23 protein-coding genes are annotated in these 22,825 nt (G+C 40.2%); all 23 read left to right on the top strand.

Annotated elements, in window-relative coordinates:
* Nucleotides 1-170: 170 nt before the first annotated feature.
* The 23 genes from AC3E8G_RS06010 to AC3E8G_RS05900 all read left to right on the top strand — a co-directional run bounded on the left by AC3E8G_RS06010 (nt 171) and on the right by AC3E8G_RS05900 (nt 22,815).
* Nucleotides 171-764, top strand: coding sequence for an SP0191 family lipoprotein (locus tag AC3E8G_RS06010; RefSeq protein WP_154857050.1), 594 nt, complete (start codon nt 171-173; stop codon nt 762-764).
* Nucleotides 765-776: 12 nt separating this feature from the next.
* Entirely contained in the window at nt 777-1,328 is a 552-nt protein-coding gene (locus tag AC3E8G_RS06005) for a hypothetical protein (protein ID WP_154857052.1), read from the top strand.
* Nucleotides 1,329-1,470: 142 nt separating this feature from the next.
* The gene (locus tag AC3E8G_RS06000) at nt 1,471-1,737 is read left to right on the top strand and encodes an IreB family regulatory phosphoprotein (RefSeq protein ID WP_006597020.1); all 267 of its coding nucleotides are present in this window, start codon (nt 1,471-1,473) and stop codon (nt 1,735-1,737) included.
* The gene (gene ruvX, locus AC3E8G_RS05995) at nt 1,737-2,156 is read left to right on the top strand and encodes a Holliday junction resolvase RuvX (RefSeq protein ID WP_490677250.1); all 420 of its coding nucleotides are present in this window, start codon (nt 1,737-1,739) and stop codon (nt 2,154-2,156) included. Before AC3E8G_RS06000 ends, ruvX begins: the two co-directional genes overlap by 1 nt.
* 16 nt (nt 2,157-2,172) lie before the next feature.
* Nucleotides 2,173-2,478, top strand: a complete 306-nt coding sequence (locus AC3E8G_RS05990) for a DUF1292 domain-containing protein (protein ID WP_233331823.1) — start codon at nt 2,173-2,175, stop codon at nt 2,476-2,478.
* Nucleotides 2,479-2,703: 225 nt separating this feature from the next.
* Nucleotides 2,704-3,951, top strand: a complete 1,248-nt coding sequence (locus tag AC3E8G_RS05985; RefSeq protein ID WP_490677249.1) for a bifunctional folylpolyglutamate synthase/dihydrofolate synthase — start codon at nt 2,704-2,706, stop codon at nt 3,949-3,951.
* Nucleotides 3,952-4,072: 121 nt separating this feature from the next.
* Entirely contained in the window at nt 4,073-4,495 is a 423-nt protein-coding gene (locus AC3E8G_RS05980; protein WP_490677248.1) for an SP_0198 family lipoprotein, read from the top strand.
* A gap of 264 nt (nt 4,496-4,759) precedes the next feature.
* Complete coding sequence (gene cls, locus AC3E8G_RS05975) at nt 4,760-6,295, top strand: cardiolipin synthase (protein ID WP_490677247.1); 1,536 nt, start codon at nt 4,760-4,762, stop codon at nt 6,293-6,295.
* Nucleotides 6,296-6,444: 149 nt separating this feature from the next.
* The gene (locus AC3E8G_RS05970) at nt 6,445-7,311 is read left to right on the top strand and encodes a hypothetical protein (RefSeq protein WP_485772041.1); all 867 of its coding nucleotides are present in this window, start codon (nt 6,445-6,447) and stop codon (nt 7,309-7,311) included.
* 174 nt (nt 7,312-7,485) lie between these two features.
* On the top strand, nt 7,486-8,964 hold the full coding sequence (gene cpsA / locus AC3E8G_RS05965) for an LCP family glycopolymer transferase CpsA (protein ID WP_490677246.1): 1,479 nt from the start codon (nt 7,486-7,488) through the stop codon (nt 8,962-8,964).
* Entirely contained in the window at nt 8,957-9,688 is a 732-nt protein-coding gene (gene cps4B, locus AC3E8G_RS05960; protein ID WP_490677245.1) for a capsular polysaccharide biosynthesis protein Cps4B, read from the top strand. Before cpsA ends, cps4B begins: the two co-directional genes overlap by 8 nt.
* Before the next feature lie 42 nt (nt 9,689-9,730).
* Nucleotides 9,731-10,426 carry a Wzz/FepE/Etk N-terminal domain-containing protein gene (locus tag AC3E8G_RS05955; protein WP_490677244.1) on the top strand — a complete coding sequence of 232 codons (696 nt, stop codon included), beginning with the start codon at nt 9,731-9,733 and terminating at the stop codon, nt 10,424-10,426.
* 12 nt (nt 10,427-10,438) lie between these two features.
* Nucleotides 10,439-11,134 carry a tyrosine-protein kinase gene (locus AC3E8G_RS05950; RefSeq protein WP_490677243.1) on the top strand — a complete coding sequence of 232 codons (696 nt, stop codon included), beginning with the start codon at nt 10,439-10,441 and terminating at the stop codon, nt 11,132-11,134.
* A gap of 19 nt (nt 11,135-11,153) precedes the next feature.
* The gene (locus tag AC3E8G_RS05945) at nt 11,154-12,527 is read left to right on the top strand and encodes a sugar transferase (RefSeq protein ID WP_490677242.1); all 1,374 of its coding nucleotides are present in this window, start codon (nt 11,154-11,156) and stop codon (nt 12,525-12,527) included.
* Nucleotides 12,528-12,564: 37 nt separating this feature from the next.
* Nucleotides 12,565-13,737 carry a beta 1-4 rhamnosyltransferase Cps2T gene (gene cps2T, locus AC3E8G_RS05940; RefSeq protein ID WP_154857066.1) on the top strand — a complete coding sequence of 391 codons (1,173 nt, stop codon included), beginning with the start codon at nt 12,565-12,567 and terminating at the stop codon, nt 13,735-13,737.
* 2 nt (nt 13,738-13,739) lie between these two features.
* Nucleotides 13,740-14,888: a glycosyltransferase family 4 protein gene (locus tag AC3E8G_RS05935; protein ID WP_154857068.1), complete on the top strand. Its 1,149-nt coding sequence runs from the start codon at nt 13,740-13,742 to the stop codon at nt 14,886-14,888.
* Nucleotides 14,889-15,021: 133 nt separating this feature from the next.
* Nucleotides 15,022-15,996 carry a glycosyltransferase gene (locus AC3E8G_RS05930; protein WP_154857070.1) on the top strand — a complete coding sequence of 325 codons (975 nt, stop codon included), beginning with the start codon at nt 15,022-15,024 and terminating at the stop codon, nt 15,994-15,996.
* An 18-nt stretch (nt 15,997-16,014) separates the two neighbouring features.
* On the top strand, nt 16,015-17,043 hold the full coding sequence (locus AC3E8G_RS05925) for a glycosyltransferase family 2 protein (RefSeq protein ID WP_490677241.1): 1,029 nt from the start codon (nt 16,015-16,017) through the stop codon (nt 17,041-17,043).
* Between the two features lie 36 nt (nt 17,044-17,079).
* On the top strand, nt 17,080-18,246 hold the full coding sequence (locus AC3E8G_RS05920) for a polymerase (RefSeq protein WP_233331809.1): 1,167 nt from the start codon (nt 17,080-17,082) through the stop codon (nt 18,244-18,246).
* Between the two features lie 49 nt (nt 18,247-18,295).
* Nucleotides 18,296-19,717: a flippase gene (locus AC3E8G_RS05915; protein ID WP_154857076.1), complete on the top strand. Its 1,422-nt coding sequence runs from the start codon at nt 18,296-18,298 to the stop codon at nt 19,715-19,717.
* Nucleotides 19,714-20,712, top strand: a complete 999-nt coding sequence (locus AC3E8G_RS05910) for an acyltransferase (RefSeq protein ID WP_154857078.1) — start codon at nt 19,714-19,716, stop codon at nt 20,710-20,712. The genes AC3E8G_RS05915 and AC3E8G_RS05910 overlap by 4 nt, the downstream gene beginning before the upstream one ends.
* A 13-nt stretch (nt 20,713-20,725) precedes the next feature.
* Nucleotides 20,726-21,826, top strand: coding sequence for a UDP-galactopyranose mutase (gene glf, locus AC3E8G_RS05905; protein WP_154857080.1), 1,101 nt, complete (start codon nt 20,726-20,728; stop codon nt 21,824-21,826).
* Nucleotides 21,823-22,815 (top strand): Stealth CR1 domain-containing protein, encoded by a 993-nt coding sequence (locus AC3E8G_RS05900; protein WP_154857082.1) that lies wholly within the window; start codon nt 21,823-21,825, stop codon nt 22,813-22,815. The genes glf and AC3E8G_RS05900 overlap by 4 nt, the downstream gene beginning before the upstream one ends.
* The last annotated feature ends 10 nt before the right edge of the window (nt 22,816-22,825 follow it).

Genomic DNA, 22,825 nt, shown 5'->3' with positions numbered 1-22,825 from the left:
AACATTGAGCTACTGAGAAGAGTCGAGATGTCAGGATCTCGACTTTTTCTTTTGTATCTGGCCAAAGAATCCACGAAAAAATGGTTGTAAGAATGTTTTTGCGGGGGATTCTATGGTACAATACTTCTGTGGGGGAAATCCCTTTATAGAAGCTTATCAAAGGAGAAAACATGAAAAAGAAGCTTATTTGTCTAGGAGTCTTGCTCCTGACGCTGACAGCTTGTGGACAGAAGAAACATGGGAAAACCGATTCTTCCAGTGTTCAAAAATCCAACAGTGCTAAAATAGAATCGTTCAATAAAGAAAATCGAAATCTGTTAGACAAGGCAGAAGAGCAGCAAGTCTTTACCAAACACTTTGTCCTTCCAACAGATGAGAAAGGTATTCGCCAAGAGCAGACCATCACCTATCAAGGGGAACAATTACAAAAATTGGTCATGACCAATACCACTCCTGCCAGTGATGAATTGAAAAATGCCATTCAAGAAGTTGGCCTCGAAGAAGCCCAACGATTGATGGTGGAGTCGATGGACAAGGACGAACAACTCCAACAAGCACGGACTCTTCCAGGCTTTACCATTGAACTGACCGTCCCAAATGAAAATGAATACAAAACGGTCATCACCTATGATTTCACCCAGTTGGATACTAAAAAAGCGGTTGAGTTAGAGTACTTCAAATCAGCCAATATTGCAGATTTGTTGAAGTTGACACCAACAGAATATATGAATAATCTACTCCGTAATGGAGCAAAAGAAGAATAAGGAGAAAAAAACATGAAAAAATTTCTATTACTAGTCGTTTCTGGATTGCTTTTCTTGGCAGGTTGTGGGAACTCTCAATCAAAAGGGGGCAAGTCCTTATCGAAAGATAGCGTCGTTACTCGGACCTTTAAGATTAACAGAGATGTCAATGAGGCTGACGAGGTAGCCAAACAGGAAATTACAGTAACCGTATCCTACCAAGGTAAGAAATACAAAAAAGTTTCCATCAAACTAGCGACTCATGTGTCGGACGAATTCAAAGATGAAGTCAAGAAATTGATCGATGCTGAGGATGATAAAGAAGGTGCCAAACAAGCCTTGATCGAAGGTTACGAAGGTGAAGGTGGCATTGATGAATTGAGAGACTACGATGGAATCACCGTGACATCAGATTGGACAGGTGAAGCAATGATCTCTGAGATTGAGATTGATCCTGATAAAGTAGACTTCGATGACATTAAAAACAGCGAAGACTTGGGAGAAATTTGCAAGATGATCAAGACCTACTCTCCAACGCTCTTCATCAAAAACTTGGAAAAGAATGGCTTTAAAGAAGTCAAATAAAGTCATTGAAAAAATGTAGCAGATTGCTTTCGAAAATAAGTGATGAAAAGTCCAAGAAAGCCCGTAAAATCAATAATTTTCGTTTGAGAAAGTACGGAAATTATGATATAATAGTATGAATATAAAGAAAGAGGGTGGTATTGTGGGATTTACAGACGAAACAGTACGTTTTAATCTTGACGATTCAAACCGTAAAGAAATTAGTGATACATTAAAGGATGTCTACTTATCTTTGGATGAGAAGGGCTACAATCCAATCAATCAAATCGTTGGTTATGTACTCAGTGGTGATCCTGCTTATGTACCTCGTTATAACAACGCTCGCAACCAAATTCGTAAGTACGAACGAGATGAAATTGTTGAAGAATTGGTTCGTTACTACTTGAAAGGGCAAGGGATCGATCTCTAATGAGAATTATGGGACTAGACGTTGGCTCGAAGACAGTCGGAGTAGCCATCAGTGATCCATTAGGTTTTACCGCTCAAGGTCTAGAAATTATTCAGATTGATGAGGAGAAAGGAGAGTTTGGTTTTGACCGTCTCTCTGAACTGGTGAAGGAGTACCGGGTTGATCGCTTTGTTGTTGGTTTACCGAAAAATATGAACAACACAAGCGGTCCTCGAGTGGAAGCGAGTCAAGCTTATGGAAAGTGCCTTGAAGAGTTATTCAACTTGCCGGTTGAGTATCAGGACGAGCGTTTGACGACCGTTGCCGCAGAGCGAATGCTGATTGAACAAGCAGATATCAGCCGAAATAAGCGAAAAAAAGTAATTGATAAATTGGCTGCCCAGTTGATTTTGCAAAATTATTTAGATCGAAAATTTTAGAAAAAGAGGAAATAAGATGGCACACAATCATGACCACAACCATGACGAACGCGAATTGATTACATTGGTAGATGAGCAAGGGAACGAAACTTTGTTTGAAATCCTTTTGACCATTGATGGAAAAGAAGAATTTGGTAAAAACTATGTTCTTTTGATTCCTGCAAATGCAGAAGAAGATGAAAACGGTGAAGTAGAAATCCAAGCTTACTCATTTACAGAAAACGAAGACGGAACAGAAGGCGACCTTCAACCAATCCCAGAAGATTCAGATGATGAATGGAACATGATTGAAGAAGTCTTCAACAGCTTTATGGAGGAGTAAAAATGTTCAGTGAACATTTTTACCCTTGCGCTAGAACCAAGGACCGCAAGTAAGTCCAGTGGATGTTTTTAGCCCAACTCCAAGAAATTGGAAAGAGTTGGTAAGTCCGGGGGACGTTTTTAGCCCTGCTTCTAAAAATACTGGAAGTGAAATAAGAAACCAAAGAAATAGCAGAGCGTGAGCCGGCAACAAGGCTTGATCGCTCTTTTCTTTTAGGAGAAAGATATGAATCAAATTGAAGAATGGATGAATAGTCGAATTGGACTTAATTTTCGTTCAGGCTTGGGGCGGATGAAACAGGCTGTCAAGCTCTTAGGGGACCCTCATGAAGCTGTTCCGATGATCCATGTGACGGGGACTAACGGGAAGGGATCAACCATTGCGTTTATGCGCCAACTATTCCAACAACATGGCCTAAAAGTCGGGACCTTTACTTCTCCGCATATCGTTAGTATGCATGATCGGATTTGTATCAATGGGCAACCAATTTCGGATCAGGACCTGATTCGCTTGGGTCAGAGCATCCAAACGATGGAGTCTCAACTTCTCGAGACCCACGACCAACTGTCTTACTTTGAGATTATCACCCTCTTGGCCTTTTTGTATTTCTATGAGCAAGAAGTCGACTTGGCCTTGATCGAGGTTGGGATTGGAGGCCTCCTTGATACGACCAATGTCATCACAGGAGAGGTAGCAGTGATCACCTCAGTAGGGCTGGATCACCAGGAGACCTTGGGAGGAAGCCTAGAGGCCATTGCTAGGCAAAAAGCTGGGATCTTTAAAGCCGGGAAGCCGGCTGTTATCGGTCCACTGGCTGAAGAGGCTGAGCGTGTCTGCCTAGAAAAGGCCCAGGAAACAGGCTGTCCGCTGGCTCGCTATGGAGAAGATTTCCAACTGGTGAAGGGCGTCTTCCAAGATGCGTACCATCGGTTTGATTCACTAAAAATTGGGCTCAATGGAGCTTATCAAGAAGAGAATGCTGCGGTGGCTCTTGAAGCCTTTCTCCTCTTCATGGAGCAGAGAGGTCTGGCGGTCGATGAAAACGGTGTTCGGGAGGCTTTGCAAGCGACTAGCTGGCCGGGTCGTCTGGAAAACTTTGACCAAGGCGTCTATCTGGATGGCGCTCATAACCCCCATGCCATCCATCGCTTGGTCGAATATGCCCGTACCTTTTCAGATAAGCGCGTGAAGATCCTCTTTGGTGCCTTAAAGCGCAAGGACTACCAGGGGATGTTGGAGATTTTTGCAAGCGACTTGCCGGAGGCGGACTTGACGGTCACGACCTTTGCTTATGGGGAAGTGGTCCAAGAGGCGGATGGCTTAGGCTATCCTTATGTAGCAGATTTCAGAGATTATTTGCAAGATTTTTATAGCCGACAAGATGGTCAAGAGGTGCTCTTTGTCACTGGTTCTCTCTACTTTATTTCAGAAGTTCGCGCATATCTATTGGAGCAGGGAAAGAATCCTTCATAGGCAACGGTGTTCATCGGCCAGTCATAAAAATTGACCGAAAACAGGCTCTATCGTATACTAAAGGTGAGCCACAAATGAACGGGGAAGTCCGTTGAAAAGTTGGCGCGAAAGGAGACCATCCATGACAAAGAAAATGACTGCTTTATTAGCAACAGCTACAGTCCTCCTACTTGGAGCGTGTTCAAACCAGCAAACACCATCGCAACCGAACACGTCATCAAGTGCGACGACCACAACGGCAACTTCTTCTCAACAGACAACGACTAGTCCGCAGGTAAACCAAGCAGGTCTTGACGGAACCTATATGGGAATGGATGAAAGCGATCAAGTGACGCTCGTCATCGCTGGTGATTCAGGTACTTGGACGGCTGTAGAGGCAGATGGAGAGCAAGAGCTGAAACAAGTCAAGCTAGATGCTGCCAACCAGATCCTCTTTATCGGAGATGATGGCTACCGCTATCAACTGGAGGGGCAACAACTGACCCTGAAAGAAGCGGATCAAGACTTGAATGATCAGGATACGATCGTTCTGACCAAGCAATAAATTAGCAGAAGTGAGAGTGGGACAGAAATCGGTAATTCGTTAGAATTCGATTTCGTCATCCCACCTCCGCACAGTTGAGTAGGGCTGTAAAAGCTGATGAAATCAGCGTAGTAGAGCCCACTCAACCACTGCGTCTTGCTCGATAATCCAAAGACAATTGAGAGGCTAGGACTTTTGTCCCACTCTCTTTTTCATTTTATCGGGTTTGCGCTCACTTCGTAGAACTGGTATACTAGTAGGGATTATAAAAGAAGGAGAATGAGGGTGAGTTTTCGAAAGATTCGATTGTTAATGTCCAAATATGGGTTCAGTATCCTCTTTATGGGGTTTGAACTCTGGCTGTCCTTTGCGGCCTTCTTTTGGTTAAATGAATGGTTCCCCAACTGGATGTCTGTCACCATCATGGTCCTCTTGTATATCTCGACCATTTTGGCGATCGTCAACCGAAATATGCCTCCAGAGAGCAAGGTGACCTGGCTCTTAATCGCCGTCATCCCCGTCTTTGGTTTCCTTCTATACCTCATGTTTGGGGAGCGTCGTCTGTCCAAGAAAGAAATGGTCCAGTTGGAAAATATGGAGTCCATGAATTTCCGTGAGGACAACAGCCGTGAGCTTCGCCTCCAGTTAAAGGAAGAGAGCAAGACCGTCTATGGGATGGTCAAGTCTATTCTATCCATGGACCATACTGCAGACCTCTACAACGGAACAGCTTCGACCTTTTTCCCACTAGGGGATCAGATGTTTCCCCAATTGTTGGAGGATTTGCGCTCAGCCAAGAAATTTATCTTTCTCGAATTCTATATCATTGAGGAAGGTCTCATGTGGAACAGCATCCTAGATATCCTACTTGAGAAAGTCAAAGAAGGGGTCGAAGTGAAGCTGCTCTACGATGATATTGGCTGTATGGCGACCCTGAAGGGGAACTATACCAGACGCTTGCGCAAGTTAGGCATTGATGCCCACAAGTTTAACAAGGTGGTCCCACGATTGACGGTGGCTTATAACAATCGAGACCACCGCAAAATCTTGGTCATTGATGGCCAGATTGGCTATACAGGGGGGGTCAACCTAGCGGATGAGTATATCAACCAGAGAGAACGCTTCGGTCATTGGAAGGATAGTGCAGTGCGCTTAGACGGTCGAGCCGTCAAGGCCTTGACGCGACTCTTTCTCATGAACTGGTACATCAACCAGGGAGAAATTGAAGATTTCGATAAATACCATATGGAAAACCAAGCGGTAGATGGCGAAGGCTTCTATATTCCCTTTGGTAGTGGACCGAAACCCATCTATAAGTCCCAGGTGGGGAAGGCTGTGTATCAGAATATCATCAATCAGGCGACGGACTATGTCTATATTACGACCCCTTATTTAATCATTGATTATGATTTGACCGAAGATATTCGAAATGCGGCTCTCCGTGGTGTGGATGTACGCATCGTGACCCCTTTCATTCCGGATAAAAAATTGATCCAAATTGTTACACGAGGGGCTTATCCAGACCTGATGGAAGCAGGGGTGAAAATCTATGAATACACCCCAGGCTTTATCCATAGCAAGCAAGTATTGGCCGACGATGAAGTCGCAGTAGTCGGGACCATCAACTTTGACTATCGGAGCCTAGTCCATCACTATGAGAATGCTGTCTGGATGTATCGAAGCCCAGAATTGACCAAGATCCGAGCTGATTTTGAAGAGATCTTTTCCGTGTCCCAGCAGATCAAGTTGGACACTTTCCGGATTACCTGGTACCAGCATTTGATCAAAGAGATTATGCAGTTATTTGCGCCCATGCTATAGGCGATTAGATCCCTCCTCGAGAGAAGGGGTCTTTTTATTACGAAGTAGAGACAAAATATTACAATTTCTTTACATACGCTTGTCTAAGAATGTTCAAGGGGGCTATTTTTGGTATAATGAACATAATCTATAAAAAATAAGGAGAACTTATGAAAAAGCTCGTAAAATATGGTGTCTTACCAGCCTGCTTGTTGTTGTTGGCCGCTTGTTCGTCAAAACCAGCTACTGAGAAAAAAGCAGCCAAAGAGGACAAGGTAGAACAATCTAGCGAATCAAAAGAAGAAAAAACAAAAAAACAAATTGAGAAAGATGGAGACATCATTCTTCGTGCCATCTTCACTGACCATTCTTCTGGTTTCACAACTTTGATGGGAACATCAGTTGACAAGTGGAAAAAACAAATTACTGAAAAATTTGTTGATGAAAATGCATCAAAATATCTACCTGCAGAAAACTTCACACTTGAATTGACAACTGAAACATTCACTCCAGAAAAAATCTTGGAATTGTTTGACCAAGCTCGTTTCAAAGTGTTAGCAACAATTGGTGATGACTATGAAATCACTAAAGTTGAAGACGAAGGAGATACTGCTACAGTTACCTTCAAATCTCGTGCGATTGCAACACGTGACTTGGCTAACTTGATCAACCGTGCAAAATCTAGTCTGTTTGAAAACGGAATTGAAGATGTTAAAAAATTAGAAGACAACACAGATCCAGACCTAGAAAAACGCTTGTCTCTATTGAACAACTTCTTGTTCTACTATGCCTTTGATCGTTTGAACGAAGACTTCGGTTACATTGAGCCACGCGAATACACTTTGGAATTGACTAAAACCAAAGAAGGACGTTACATCCTTAGCGATGAAAGCTTCCTTGAATTGCGTAAGGAAATCTTTGTAAACGAATATTCTGCTGATGGAGCTGAAACTCGTAAAGGAAGCAATTCTTCACAGAGTGATTCTTCAACTAGCAAGGATTCAGATACAAGTTCAACCTCAAAAGATAAAGTATAAATCTATACAAAAGGTGAGTTTTCTCACCTTTTTTATTTGCTCATTTCTTTTTCCCATATTGCTGTACAGAGAGCACAGAATAGTATAAAATTAATAGTGGAGAATTGGGCATAGATTCCGATTTTTAGGATGATTTTATGTTATAATATTTAAGAAAATAGTATGGGGGATAAAATGAATCAAAGCAGAAAAAACAAACGTTCAACCAGAACTAGCAGTTGGGATCAGCTACGGATTGTCAATAGCGGTCTCTGGATCTTAACGCTACTTGTGGCTGGGCTCTTTCTTTATAATGTCTTTAGCTACAATATCCTAGCCTTCCGTTATTTGAATATCCTTGTGACGGCCTTGCTAGTTGGCGGACTTTTTTTAACCTTGGGTTTGATCCTTGCAGGCAAGGCTAAAAAGACGACGCTATTTTTATTGGTCCTAGGCTTGCTAGGAACTTCCGTGGGGACCTATGTTACCCAGCAATTGGTCGATGTCGCTGGAAATGTGAACCGCAATGCCAATTATACGGAGTTTGAAATGGCTGTCTATGTCAAAGCTGATAGCCCGATCCAAGATATCAAAGAAATCAGCAGTGTGGCAGCGCCTACGGGGAATAATAATGCAGATGATCTGATGGCCCTAGTAGAAGAAGTGAAGAAAACGCGCCAGCATGACTTGACCATCGAAGATGTGGAATCTTATGCGGCAGCCTATCAAGCCCTACAAGAAGACAAGACACAAGCCATTGCCTTGAACAGTACCTTTGAAGATACTGTAGCAAGTGTGGATGCTGACTACGCTAAGAAATTAAAGAAAATCTACTCTTACAAGATCCGTCGCCAAGTGGAAGCCAAGGCAAAGGCGGATGCCAATGCGGATACCTTTAACATCTATGTCAGCGGGATTGATACTTACGGTCCAGTCACTTCGGTTTCTCGGTCTGATGTCAATATTATCATGACGGTCAATCGAAAGACCAAACAAGTCTTGCTAACGACGACTCCGCGTGACGCCTATGTTCCAATCGCAGATGGTGGGAACAACCAAGGGGATAAATTGACCCACGCTGGGATTTATGGAGTAGATGCGTCTATTCATACCTTGGAAAATCTGTACAGCATCAAGATTGACTACTATGTCCGCTTGAATTTCACTTCTTTCTTGAAGCTTGTCGACCTCGTCGGAGGGATTGATGTAGAAAATGATCAAGAATTTACAAGTCTACACGGGAACTACCATTTCCCTGTAGGGAAAGTCCACTTGAATTCGGAACAGGCCCTTGGCTTTGTCCGTGAACGCTACTCTCTCGAAGGTGGAGACAACGATCGTGGGAAGAACCAAGAAAAAGTCATCGCAGCCATTATCCATAAATTAACATCGACCAAAGCATTGAGCAATTACAACGAAATCGTTTCTGGTTTACAAGATTCCTTGCAAACCAATATGCCGTTGCCAATGATCATGAATTTGGTCAATACACAGTTGGAGACTGGTGGAAGCTACAAGGTGACTTCACAAGCTGTCACTGGACAAGGGCGAAATGACTTGCCGTCATATGCGATGCCAGGATCTGCTCTCTACATGATGGAGTTGAATGCTGATAGCGTGGCACAAGCCAAAGAAAAGATTAACCAAACCATGGAAGGAAAAAACAATGATTGATATTCATTCACACATTGTCTTTGATGTGGATGATGGACCAAAGACGATTGAGGATAGCAAGCTCCTCATCGAGGAAAGCTACCGTCAAGGGGTTCGTACCATTGTTTCGACGTCTCATCGTCGAAAAGGGATGTTTGAAACCCCAGAAGAAAAGATCTATCAAAATTACTTGGCAGTAAAAGAGATGGTAGAGACCTATCTGCCTGAAATGAAACTGCATTTCGGAGCAGAAATCTACTATACGCGAGATATCCTAGAAAAGCTAGAAGCTGGAACTATTCCAACGCTTGCTGAGACCAGTTTTGCCTTGATCGAGTTTAGTATGGCGACGCCCTATAAGGAGATTCACCAGGCCTTAAGTGCAGTTTTGCGCTTGGGAGTGACTCCGGTGGTTGCCCACATTGAACGGTATCACTGTTTGGAAAAGAATGAAAAACGGGTGCGGGAATTAATCCGAATGGGATGCTATACCCAGATCAATAGTTCGAGCGTCCTCAAGCCCAAGCTATTTGGTGATCGCTATAAGTTCATGAAACATCGTGCCCAATATTTCTTGGACAAGGACTTGGTCCATTTTGTTGCCAGCGATATGCACAATGTCGATCAGCGCCCTCCATTCATGGACCAGGCTTATCAGTTGATTGAAAAACGCTACGGCAGTGACCGGGCGCGTGCCCTCTTTGTTGAAAATCAACAAACATTATTGGATGACGAATTATTTTAATCATCAAGTTCCATCACGGGGATTGAAAAGGAGAAAGTGAATATGAAAAACCAAGAGAGCAAAGAGATCGAATTGGATGTGGTCTCCCTCTTTAAAACCTTATGGCGTCGTAAATTCTCAATTATCATTACGGCCTTGTTGTTTGCGATTGGAGCCTTAGGGTACAGCGCTTTTATTGCGAAAAAGATCTACCAAAGTACCAGCCGTATCTACGTAGTCAGCCGTCAGAACCAAGAAAACAATGCCTTGACCAACCAAGATCTTCAAGCGGGATCTTACTTGGTTAAAGACTATCGCGAGATCATCCTTTCTCAAAATGTCTTGAACCAAGCCATCGAAGAGTTGAAGTTGGAAATGACGCCAGCAGAGCTTGCTAAGAAAGTCTCAGTGGCAGTACCAGCGGATACTCGGATTTTGTCCATCACAGCATCAGACCCAGACCCACAAGAAGCAGCTCGTATCGCGAATGGCTTGAAAGATGTCGCGGCAGAAAAAATTATTGCTGTAACCAAGGTATCTGACGTGACAACTTTGGACGAGGCTGTTGTGCCGCAAAATCCTTCTTCACCAAACATCAAGCGAAATGTTGTCATTGGTTTTGTCCTTGGAGGCGTCGTGATTTCCGTTCTGGTGATTTTGTCTGAGGTATTGGATGACCGTGTGAAGAAACCAGAAGATATCGAAGAAGTCATGGGCATCACTCTATTAGGTGTGATCCCTAGTGTGAAGAAACTGTAAGAGGGAGAATTCATGGCAACCTTAGAAATTGTAAAAAGCAAATTAGCAGCGATGACTCAGGCTGAAGAGTATTTTAATGCCTTGAGTACCAATATTCAGTTGAGTGGGACCAATATTAAGGTCGTTGCCATCTCATCTGTGCAGCCAAACGAAGGAAAATCAACTATTTCTACGAATTTGGCGACAGCCTTTGCGCGTGCGGGCTATCGTACTTTGTTGATCGACGCGGATATCCGTAACTCAGTCATGACAGGTGTCTTCAAGAGCCAAGGTCGTGTCGCAGGATTGACAGAAGTGCTTTCTGGTAAGAGTGAGATCTCCCAAGCGATTGCGACGACAGACTATCCAAAACTGGATGTTCTCTTGTCAGGGCAGATTTCACCAAACCCGACAGGTCTCTTGCAAAGTAAAAACTTCGAAGTCATCATTGAGGCGCTTCGCAATCACTACGACTACATCATCGTCGACACCCCTCCGATTGGGATGGTCATTGACGCAGCGATTATCGCTCAACGGTGCGATGGTAGCCTAGTTGTAACGGCAGCAGGAGCTGTGAGTCGCAAGGCTGTGCAGAAGGCCAAAGAGCAACTAGAGCAGACAGGAACACCATTCCTAGGAGTCGTCCTCAATAAATTTGATGTTCAATTAGAAAAATATGGTTCCTACGGTAATTACGGGAACTATGGCAATTACGGGAAAAAAAGATAAGGAATAGGATAGGGATATTATGACAGAAGGAAGGGGATTTCACAAATTTGCTTTGGCCTTTGTTCAAAGCTTACCAGTCTTAGTTGTGGCTTATTTGTTTAGTTTTGTGACAGAGACAGAAATCCACTCTAATACAATTTTCTATCTGTATTTGTTGCATTACGTAGCCTTTTACGTCAGCGATTACAACCAAGACTATTTCAAGCGGGGGCACCTGGTTGATTTCTTACAAACCTTGAAGTACAGCTTGTGCTTCGCACTTGTCATTAGTTTTTCGAGCTTCTTTTTGGAGGAGAAGTTCTCCCTCTCCCGTCGTGGGATGATTTATTTTCTAGTGCTTCTTACTCTAGCTCTTTACTTGATGAACTACCTCATCAAGCGCTACTGGAGACGCTTCTATTATGGTCTCAAAGGAAGTCACAAGATTCTCTTGATTACAGCGAATTCTCGCCTGGATAAAGTCTTGGATCGACTTCTTTCGTCAAACGATAGCGGTGGGGAAGTGGTTGCGGTGACAGTATTGGACCGCCTAGACTTTCAACACCCCTCTGTTCGGGTTGTTCCCCAGGAAGAATTACTGAACTATGCGACCTATGAAGTGGTAGATGAAGTCTTTCTCAATCTTCCAAGTGAAGAGTATGATATTGGGGAGTATGTCTCACAGTTTGAGACCATGGGGATCGATGTTACCGTTAACCTCAATGCTTTTGATTTGAACTTTGCTGGCAACAAACGGATTCGAGAAGTGGCTGGGCTCAATGTCGTCACATTCTCGACCAACTTCTACAAACCTAGCCACGTGACGGCAAAACGTGTGATTGATATCTGTGGCTCTTTGGTGGGCTTGGTTATCTGTGGCTTGGTGGGTATCGTGTTGGTGCCCTTGATTCGCAAGGATGGAGGTCCAGCTATTTTCGCCCAGAAGCGGGTCGGGAAAAATGGCCGCTATTTCAAGTTTTATAAGTTCCGTTCTATGTATGTCGATGCAGAAGAACGGAAAAAAGAATTGATGGATCAAAACACCATGACCGGTGGCATGTTCAAAATGGACAATGACCCTCGGATTACGCCGATTGGACGCTTTATCCGCAAGACCAGTCTGGATGAGCTGCCCCAATTCTTTAATGTCCTAAAAGGAGACATGAGTCTGGTTGGGACCCGTCCGCCAACAGTGGATGAGTATGAGAAGTACACTCCAGAACAAAAACGCCGCTTGAGCTTTAAGCCTGGTATTACAGGACTCTGGCAGGTGAGTGGACGCAGCGAAATTACAGACTTTGATGAAGTGGTTCGCTTAGATGTATCTTATATTGATGATTGGACCATTTGGTCAGATATTAAAATCTTGCTGAAAACGATCAAAGTTGTATTTAAACGAGATGGAGCGAAGTAGGAAATTCCTGCTTCGTCCTTTCCATGTAAGGAGAAAAATGAAACAGTCAGTTTATATCGTGGGTTCTAAGGGAATTCCAGCGAAATATGGTGGTTTTGAGACCTTTGTTGAGAAGTTAACCGAATTCCAACAAGACAAGGATATCCAGTATTATGTAGCTTGTATGAGGGAGAATTCAGCAAAATCAGGAATTACTGCAGATACTTTCGAGCATAACGGCGCAATCTGTTACAACATTGATGTCCCTAATATCGGTCCTGCACGTGCCATTGCTTATGATATTGCAGCACTTAACAAGGCGATTGAGATCGCAAAGGAAAACAAGGACCAGGCACCAATCTTCTATGTATTGGCATGTCGGATTGGCCCTTTCATTGCTGGGATCAAAAAGAAAATCAAGGCTATCGGAGGAACTCTGATGGTTAACCCAGATGGTCATGAGTGGCTTCGTGCCAAGTGGAGTCTTCCAGTTCGTAAATACTGGAAATTTTCTGAACAACTCATGGTCAAACATGCCGACCTTTTGATCTGTGACAGCAAGAATATCGAAGCCTATATTCAGAAGGATTATGCTAAGTATCAGCCACAGACGACCTATATTGCTTATGGAACCGATACAAGTAAGTCTATCCTGAGTAAAGAAGACGAGAAAGTACGGACTTGGTTTGCAGATAAGCAAGTTACTGAAGGGGATTACTACCTTGTTGTGGGACGTTTTGTACCTGAAAACAACTATGAGGCCATGATTCGTGGTTTTATGCAGTCCAATTCACAAAAAGATTTTGTACTGATTACCAACGTAGAGCAAAACAAGTTCTATGAACAGTTGCGTAAAGATACTGGATTTGATCAAGATCCTCGAGTGAAGTTTGTAGGAACTGTCTATGATCAAGAATTGCTCAAATACATCCGTGAGAATGCCTTTGCATACTTCCATGGTCATGAAGTAGGTGGTACCAATCCATCTCTTCTTGAGGCACTAGAGTCTACTAAGCTCAATCTCTTGTTGGACGTCGGTTTTAACCGTGAAGTTGGTGAAGATGGGGCACTTTACTGGAAGAAAGATCAATTGGCAAGTGTCATTGATCAAGCTGAACAATTAGACGCTCAAGCAATCGAAGATCTCAATCAGAAATCAAGTCAACGGATTGCTGAAGCCTTTACTTGGGAAAAAATTGTTACAGATTACGAAAAAGTATTTAAAGGATAGAAATGCAGAAAATTTTATATCTCCATGCTGGTGCAGAAATGTATGGTGCTGACAAGGTTTTGTTGGAGCTTATTAAAGGCTTGGATAAAGATGCCTTTGAAGCACACGTTATTTTACCCAACGACGGTGTCTTAGTGGGTGCTTTAGAAGAGGTCGGTGCAAAGGTTAAAGTTATTGATTACCCAATTTTGCGCCGGAAATATTTTAATCCAAAAGGGATTCTTGAGTACTTTGGCTCCTATAACCGTTACTCCAAACAAATTGCTCAGTATGCTAGGGAGAATGGTATTACTCTCATTCACAACAACACTACAGCGGTTCTTGAAGGAATTTACCTCAAACGGAAGTTGAAACTTCCTCTGATTTGGCATGTGCATGAAATCATCGTTAAACCAAAAGCAATCTCTGATTTCATCAACTTTTTAATGGGCCGCTATGCGGATAAGATTGTGACAGTTTCAAATGCGGTAGCCAATCATGTCAAGCAGTCTCGTTTTGTAAAAGATAACCAGGTTCAAGTCATCTATAATGGTGTTGACAATGCTGTCTATCAGGTGATGGATGCTAGCGCTGTTCGTGACCAGTTTGGAATTGCGCAGGATGCCTTGGTGATTGGTATGGTTGGTCGTGTGAATGCCTGGAAAGGGCAAGGCGACTTCCTAGAAGCTGTGACGCCAATCTTAAAAGCCAATCCAAAGGCGGTTGCTTTCCTTGCAGGTAGTGCATTTGAAGGTGAAGAGTGGCGCGTAGATGAATTGGAAAAGGCCATTGCAGACTCGCCTGTAGCTGGACAAATCAAGCGAATTGATTATTATAGCAAGACGACAGAGCTCTATAATATGTTTGATATCTTTGTCTTGCCAAGTACCAATCCAGATCCATTACCAACAGTCGTACTAGAAGCCATGGCTTGTGGTAAACCTGTAGTGGGTTACCGTCATGGCGGTGTCTGTGAGATGGTCAAGGAAGGCGAAAACGGTCTTCTTGCTACACCGAATCAGTCTGGAGAATTGTCTAAAGCTATTCTAGAATTAGTTGACAATACTGAGAAGAGAAAACAATTTGGTGAGGCGTCTGTCAAACGTCAAAAAGAACTCTTCTCATTACAAAGTTATATTCGGAATTTTTCGGACTTGTATAAGAAATATTAAATAATCAAATTCGCTGAAAAAAGGATTATATCCGAGCTGATTTAAAGATTTACCATATATTATTGAATGTTGTAAGTCAGTTAGATCAGAGAGGAGAAGATTTAGAGTAGAATAAAATTTAGGTAAAGAATCTATGAAGCCACTATTAACTGTCGTTATTCCAGTATATAATGTTGAAAGATATATAAAACGTTGCATTGAAAGTATTCTTGTCCAAGAATGGAAGGACTATGAGATTCTACTAGTTGATGACGGAAGTACTGATCATTCTCCTCAAATCTGTGATGAATATGCTAAAGATTATGACTTTATCTCAGTGATTCATAAAGAAAATGGAGGGCTTTCTGAAGCTCGCAATACTGGTATTTTACATGCTAAGGGTGAATATGTTTATTTTCCTGATTCTGATGACTGGCTTGAACCAGATACCTTTATAGCCTTGGCAGAAGCGTTAGAATCTCAAGAGTTTGATATTATTTCTTTTAATCGTGAGTTTGTAAAGAGTGAAGAAGATGCTATAGTTTCGGAACCAGAAGTGACTCAAGTGTTTGAAGGTAAAGATGCTTTTGTGCAAATGCTGAATCATAGTTATATTACTGGTTTCGCTAACGACAAACTCTATCGGAAATCCTTATTCTCTGATCATAACATCCAGTTTCCAATTGGTAAATACTATGAGGATCTTGGAACCAATTACAAACTGTTTCTTTCAGCTAAGAAGGTCTATGCAACTAACCAAAAGTATTATCATTACTTGATCGATAACCCAGATTCTATTACACAGTCTTGGACTGAGAAAAAGTTTCGAGATATGTTTGGGTTTTATAAAGAGATATTTTATTCAGATTTTGTACGTTCGCACTTAAATCGAGAAGAGTTGTATATCTCGCAACTTTATTATGTAAATGGATTGATTCATTTGTTAGCTAGTTTGTATAAATCTAAATTAGATCGTCAATATGCTGAAATAAGAAATGATGTCAATCAGGAATTAAGAAAAAATAAAATAATGTATAGTGAAATAAAATACCTGCCAAATAGGATGAAATATTTGTTATACCGTTTGAACTTGTTGAAGATGGCTTTTACTATACAAGGAATGAAGTAAGAGATTTAGGGGATTATTTTGAAGTACTCAGTCATTATACCGGTGTACAATGTAGAGAACTATCTTCATCGTTGCATCAATAGTATACTTGTCCAAGAATATACTGATTTAGAAATTTTATTGATTGACAATGGATCTACTGATAGTAGTGGTAGTATTTGCGATACTTATGCTAGTGAGTACTCGAATATCTCAGTCTATCATATTGAAAACCACGGTGTCAGTTCAGCTCGAAATTTTGGTTTAGCAAAAGCTCAAGGTGAATTTATTTGTTTTGTAGATGCAGATGATTATTTAGTAGGAAACCTATTTTCCGATATGGAAAATAAGCTGGATTCTGAATTGGATATGTTGGTATTTAGCTACTATAACTCTATTGAAAAGAATTTTTTTGAAACAGCTAGATCAGCAAAAATTCTTCCTATTGAAGGAAAAAAAGACAGGAATCAGTTCATTGCTCTTTTTACAGAATTATTTTTATCAGACATGATGTATACTGTTTGGAATAAAATTTATCGTAGAGAGTTCTTGGAAGAGCATCGAATAATGTTTGAGCAGTATGAATTAGGGGAAGATGTTCGATTCAATTTAAAAGTATACGAGCGTGTTAATAGCATTTCCTTTTCACAAACTTGTTATTATGTTTATATCTCGGGTAGAGTAGGCTCTGCGATGGGACAGTACAATCCCAAACGAATGAGCTGTCAATTGGAAGAACTAGGTAAAATTGATCAGCTGATGATGAGATGGAATATTCATAATGATCAATTTATTGATCAAATAAAAGCTCGTATTTTGATGAGTAACATACAGAATATTTCGATTCAAAACATATCGTTGTTTTTGAAACGGAGATATGTTGAGACATTGTGCAAAAATTCAGAGATGACTGCTTTATTAAATCAAGTGGATTCTTTCCTTAATCCGCTTGTTAGATTTTTATTGTATTGGAGAATGTACATTGCAGTGATTTTTCTCAAAAGGTTGCAAATGTTGTTGAAGTGGAGGCACCCATCATTTCATAATGGTGTGCCATATAAATATTAATCTTATTCTAATGAATGAAAGGTTTGGAAGACTATAGTGGTGAACAATCGTTTTATCTCTGAAAAAATTTATTTATTTACCTTATTTATATGGGTTGTTGTCGCATCATTAGTCACAACTACCTATTTTATTCGATTAGAAGGTTTTCTATCCCTGTATAGGATGCTCCTCTATTTTACAATTGTCATGATTTTAATAAAAGAGTTCATCACTCTTCCCAAGACCTTGTATTACTTTAGATTTCATTGGAAATCGCTGTTGATAGCACTTGCATTCCTCTTTTCGATGTTGATAGTTTCAAAAAATCGTGATGGTTTACTTGACATAAACGTGTTATTATTAGTTTTTTCTGCTAGAGATATAGATTTTAGGAAGTTATTGGGAACTTTCTCTTTTGCCACATTTCTAGTCCTTGTTTTGACAATTTTTGCTAGCAACAAGGGCGTGATTTCCAATATGTTTATGAGGGCAGATGGTGGCTATCGTTTTAGTCTAGGGTTTAACTATGTTTCATTTGCTTCACAGAGATTGTTTTTTGCATTGTGTAGCTATCTGATGTTTCGTGGTAAAAAAATTTCTTATATGGAATTGCTAGCCTTACTTTCGGCTACGATATATTTGTATCAACAAACTTCGACAACTAGTCCATTTTACTTAAGTCTTTTGCTACTTTCCTATACTTTGTTTAGTGTCAAAATCTTTAAGAAAGATTTTATTATAGAAAACTTCGGGATGAAGATAATCGCAAATTATGGTTTTATAATTGCTTTAATTATCTTATTATATTTTTGTTTTTATTCATCTGGAAATCTCTTCCACCTCGTGGATAAATTCACTCACAATCGACTACGGCTTAGTGTAGAAGGTTTTCAAAATTTTGGAGTCCTTTTGTTTGGGCAAAGAATATCTTTTTCTACATTAGATTTATTTGGGAATTTTACAAGTAATTATAATTTCATTGATAGCTCATTTGTTCAGTTGTTGGTTATTGATGGTTTAATCGTCAGTGCCTTTATGTTGTTTGCTCTTACAAAAGTTATGAAATATTTTGTATCCATTCGAAAAGATATCGTACTTGCCTGTTTAGGAATTATGATTATCCATGGTATGTTTGATCCTCAGATGTTGGTTCTTCGCTACTCCCCATTAATTTTGTTTATAAGTCGATTATTTATTATGAATCCAGATAATAAAATTGAATAAAATGAGTTAAGTCCAGTTAAAAAGAAAGATTAAGACGAGTTACATCCTTATGAAAGTTCTTAAAAATTACGCCTATAATCTCTCCTACCAGTTACTGGTGATTATCTTGCCGATTATCACCACCCCTTATGTGACGAGGGTCTTTAGTTCAAATGACTTGGGGACCTATGGCTATTTCAACTCCGTTGTTACCTATTTTATCCTTTTGGCGACCTTGGGAGTGGCCAATTATGGAACTAAAGAGATTTCGGGACACCGAAAAGATATCCAAAAGAATTTCTGGGGGATTTATACCCTCCAATTGGGGGCTACGATTTTATCCCTTACCCTCTATGTTCTTTTATGTGTGGCCCTACCTTCCATGCAAAATCCTGTCGCTTATATCCTAGGACTTAGCTTGGTTTCTAAGGGACTCGATATCTCCTGGCTTTTTCAGGGATTAGAGGACTTCCGCAAGATTACGGTTCGGAATATCACGGTCAAACTGGTTGGAGTCATCTCCATCTTCTTGTTTGTCAAATCTGCCAATGATCTGTATCTCTATGTATTCTTACTAACCATCTTTGAGCTCTTAGGTCAGCTGAGCATGTGGCTACCCGCTCGTGAATTTATTGGGAAAGCCCATTTTGATATGGCTTATGCACGGGTACATTTAAAGCCAGTCATTCTGCTCTTTTTACCGCAGATTGCTATTTCCCTCTATGTCACCTTGGATCGGACTATGCTGGGAGCTCTTGCCTCTACAAAGGATGTGGGGATTTATGACCAGGCCTTAAAACTGGTCAATATTTTGTTGACTTTAGTGACCTCACTGGGCAGCGTCATGTTGCCTCGGGTATCGAGCCTCTTATCCTCAGGGGACCATAAGGCGGTTAATAAGATGCACCAAATGTCCTTTTTGATTTATAATTTGGTCATTTTTCCCATCATTGCCGGTATGTTAATCGTCAATGATGACTTTGTTCAATTCTTCCTAGGGAAGGACTTCCAGGATGCGCGTTATGCCATTGCCATCATGATTTTTAGAATGTTCTTTATCGGATGGACCAATATCATGGGGATTCAAATTCTAATCCCTCATAATAAAAATAAAGAATTTATGATTTCGACCACTGTACCTGCCATTGTCAGTGTCGGATTGAACCTCATCTTCCTACCAAAAATGGGCTTTATTGGAGCAGCGATTGTATCAGTGTTGACAGAAGCCTTGGTATGGGGGATTCAACTCTACTTCACACGAACTTATCTTAAAGAAGTGCCGATTCTGGGTCCAATGATGAAGATTTTTTTGGCTTCAGCTGTTATGTATGCTTTATTATTACTTATAAAACCGATATTACATTTGACACCAACTTTAAATGTTTTAGTCTATGCGGTGCTTGGCGGATTGATTTATCTTATCACAGTAGTATGTCTTAGAGTAGTAAATATGGGTGAAATAAAACAAATAATAGGGAAACAATCGAAATGAAGAAAATACGAAATTTAAACTTAGATTTCCTTAAAATTGTGGCTTGTATAGGAGTTATAATACTCCATACTACAATGCCAGGATTTAAAGAAGCCGAATCTTGGAATTATTTAACATATTTATATTACTTAGGTACCTATTCAATTCCACTATTTTTTATGGTAAATGGCTATTTATTATTGGGAAAAAATGAAATAAGCTATTCATACATCCTACAAAAAATAAAATGGATTCTTGTAACAGTATCAGTATGGACATTAATCATTTGGATTTATAAGAGGGATTTTTCACAAAACCCAATAAAAAAAGTTTTGGGTTCTTTATTACAAAGAGGTTATTTTTTCCAGTTTTGGTTTTTTGGTGCTTTAGTTCTTATTTACTTGTGTCTACCAATTTTGAAAAAATTTTTAAAATCAAAAAATCGGTATTTGTTGGCTCTATCTCTCTTAGTAATTATCGGTTTTGTACTTGAGCTGACAAATTATTTACTTCAAAAGCCAGTGCAAGTTTATGTTATACAGACATTTAGATTATGGACCTGGTTTTTCTACTATATTTTAGGTGGTTTTATAGCGCAATTTAACTTAGCAACTCTAAGAAATTGCTTTAAGAATTGGATGAAAGTAGTAACTTTAGTTTTACTATTTATTTCACCATTTATCTTATATGTGCTAGCGAAGGGTATTCACCATAATCTTTATGCTGAATATTTTTATGATAGTATTTTTGTGAAAATTGTAAGTTTAGGAATTTTTTTGACCGTACTAACATTTGATTTAAATACAGATAAGAATAGATGGATAATTTATCTTTCTAATCAAATTATGGGTGTTTTTATTATACATACATATGTTATGAAAGTATGGGAGAAATTAGTAGGATTTAGTTTTGTAGGAGCATATTTGCTTTTTCTCATCTTCACATTAAGTGTCAGTTTCATTGTGATTGGAATACTAATAAAAATTCCTTTTTTCAATCGAATTGTTAAATTATAAATAGGAGCTCAAAATGTACGATTATCTGATTGTTGGTGCTGGTTTGTCGGGGGCAATTTTTGCTCATGAGGCGACCAAGCGTGGTAAAAAAGTAAAAGTCATTGATAAGAGGGACCACATTGGTGGCAATATCTACTGTGAAGAAGTTGAAGGGATCAATGTTCACAAGTATGGTGCCCACATTTTCCATACCTCAAACAAAAAAGTGTGGGATTATGTCAATCAGTTCGCTGAATTCAACAACTATATCAACTCACCAATTGCTAACTACAAGGGCAGTCTTTACAATCTTCCATTTAACATGAACACTTTCTATGCTATGTGGGGCACTAAGACTCCTCAAGAAGTTAAGGACAAGATTGCTGAGCAAACGGCTGATATGAAAGATGTTGAGCCTAAAAACTTGGAAGAACAAGCCATCAAGTTGATTGGTCCAGATATCTATGAAAAATTGATCAAGGGCTATACAGAAAAACAATGGGGACGCTCTGCAACAGACCTTCCACCATTTATCATCAAGCGCCTTCCAGTTCGTTTGACCTTTGATAATAATTACTTTAATGACCGTTACCAAGGGATTCCAATCGGTGGTTACAACGTCATCATTGAAAACATGCTAGGCGATGTTGAAGTAGAACTTGGAGTTGATTTCTTTGCTAATCGTGAAGGGCTTGAAGCATCAGCTGATAAAGTTGTCTTTACAGGAATGATTGACCAGTACTTTGACTACAAACATGGGGAACTGGAATATCGTAGCTTGCGCTTCGAACACGAAGTCTTGGATGAGGAAAACCATCAAGGGAATGCCGTGGTTAACTATACCGAGCGTGAGATTCCTTACACTCGGATCATCGAGCATAAGCACTTTGAGTATGGAACTCAACCAAAGACAGTCATCACCCGTGAATACCCAGCCGACTGGAAACGGGGGGATGAACCCTATTACCCAATCAATGATGAAAAGAATAACGCTGTGTTTGCCAAGTACCAAGAAGAAGCAGCTAAAAATGACAAGGTCATCTTCTGTGGACGCCTGGCAGACTATAAATACTACGACATGCACGTGGTTATTGAGCGTGCTCTAGAAGTCGTTGAGAAAGAATTTACTAAATGACACAAGAAAAAATTGATATCGTAGCTCTTTGGGTCGACGGAAGTGATCCTGAGTTTATCTGCGAGAAACAAGCCATGACAGGTCAAATGTCAGAAATAGACCAAGAAATCGACGGAGAGCAACGTTATCGTGATTACGGCATTTTTAATTATTGGTTTCGAATGATTGAAAAGCATGCTCCTTGGGTCAATCATGTTTACTTAGTCACCAATGGACAAAAACCGGAATGGTTGAACTTGGAGCATCCAAAGCTCAAGTTGGTCACTCATAAAGAATTTATGCCAAAAGAGTATCTGCCTACTTATAATTCAGCGGCGATTGAACTTAATCTCCATCGGATTGAAGGCTTGTCGGAAAACTATCTCTATTTCAATGATGATATGTACTTGATTAGAGACAGTCAACCTTCCGATTTTTATAAGAATGGACAACCCAAGCTTTTAGCAGTATACGATGCTTTGGTTCCTTGGTCGCCGTTTACGAACACTTATCACAATAATGTTGAATTAATTTATCGCCATTTTCCTAATAAAAAGGCTTTGAAATCTTCGCCTTGGAAATTCTTTAATTTCCGTTATGGTTCCCTAGTTTTGAAAAACTTGTTACTCCTGCCTTGGGGTCCGACGGGATACGTGAATCAACATTTACCTGTTCCAATGAAGAAAAGCACTTTGGCACATTTATGGGAAATTGAAGGGGAAACTTTAGATAAAACATCACGTAATCAACTTAGAGATTATGGAGTAGATGTTAATCAATATATCTGTCAGCATTGGCAAATTGAAAGTAATCAGTTTTATCCTATGCCAAAGAATTTTGGAGTGTCGATAGATTTAAATCAAGTAGATAGGTTAGAAAGTATCTTTAAAGATAAGCGTAAAAAACTGCTTTGTGTGAATGATGATATTGACTTTAAAGAGGAGTATATCATTCGTTTCAAGGAAATCTTGAATGAATACTATCCTGAAAAATCAGCTTTTGAAAAATGAGAAATAAGAG

The sequence above is a fragment of the Streptococcus sp. SCPM-O-B-15294 (M123) genome, assembly GCF_058200455.1.
Note: the sequence above shows the minus strand (reverse complement) of the source record. Positions and strands in the feature narration are given on the sequence as shown.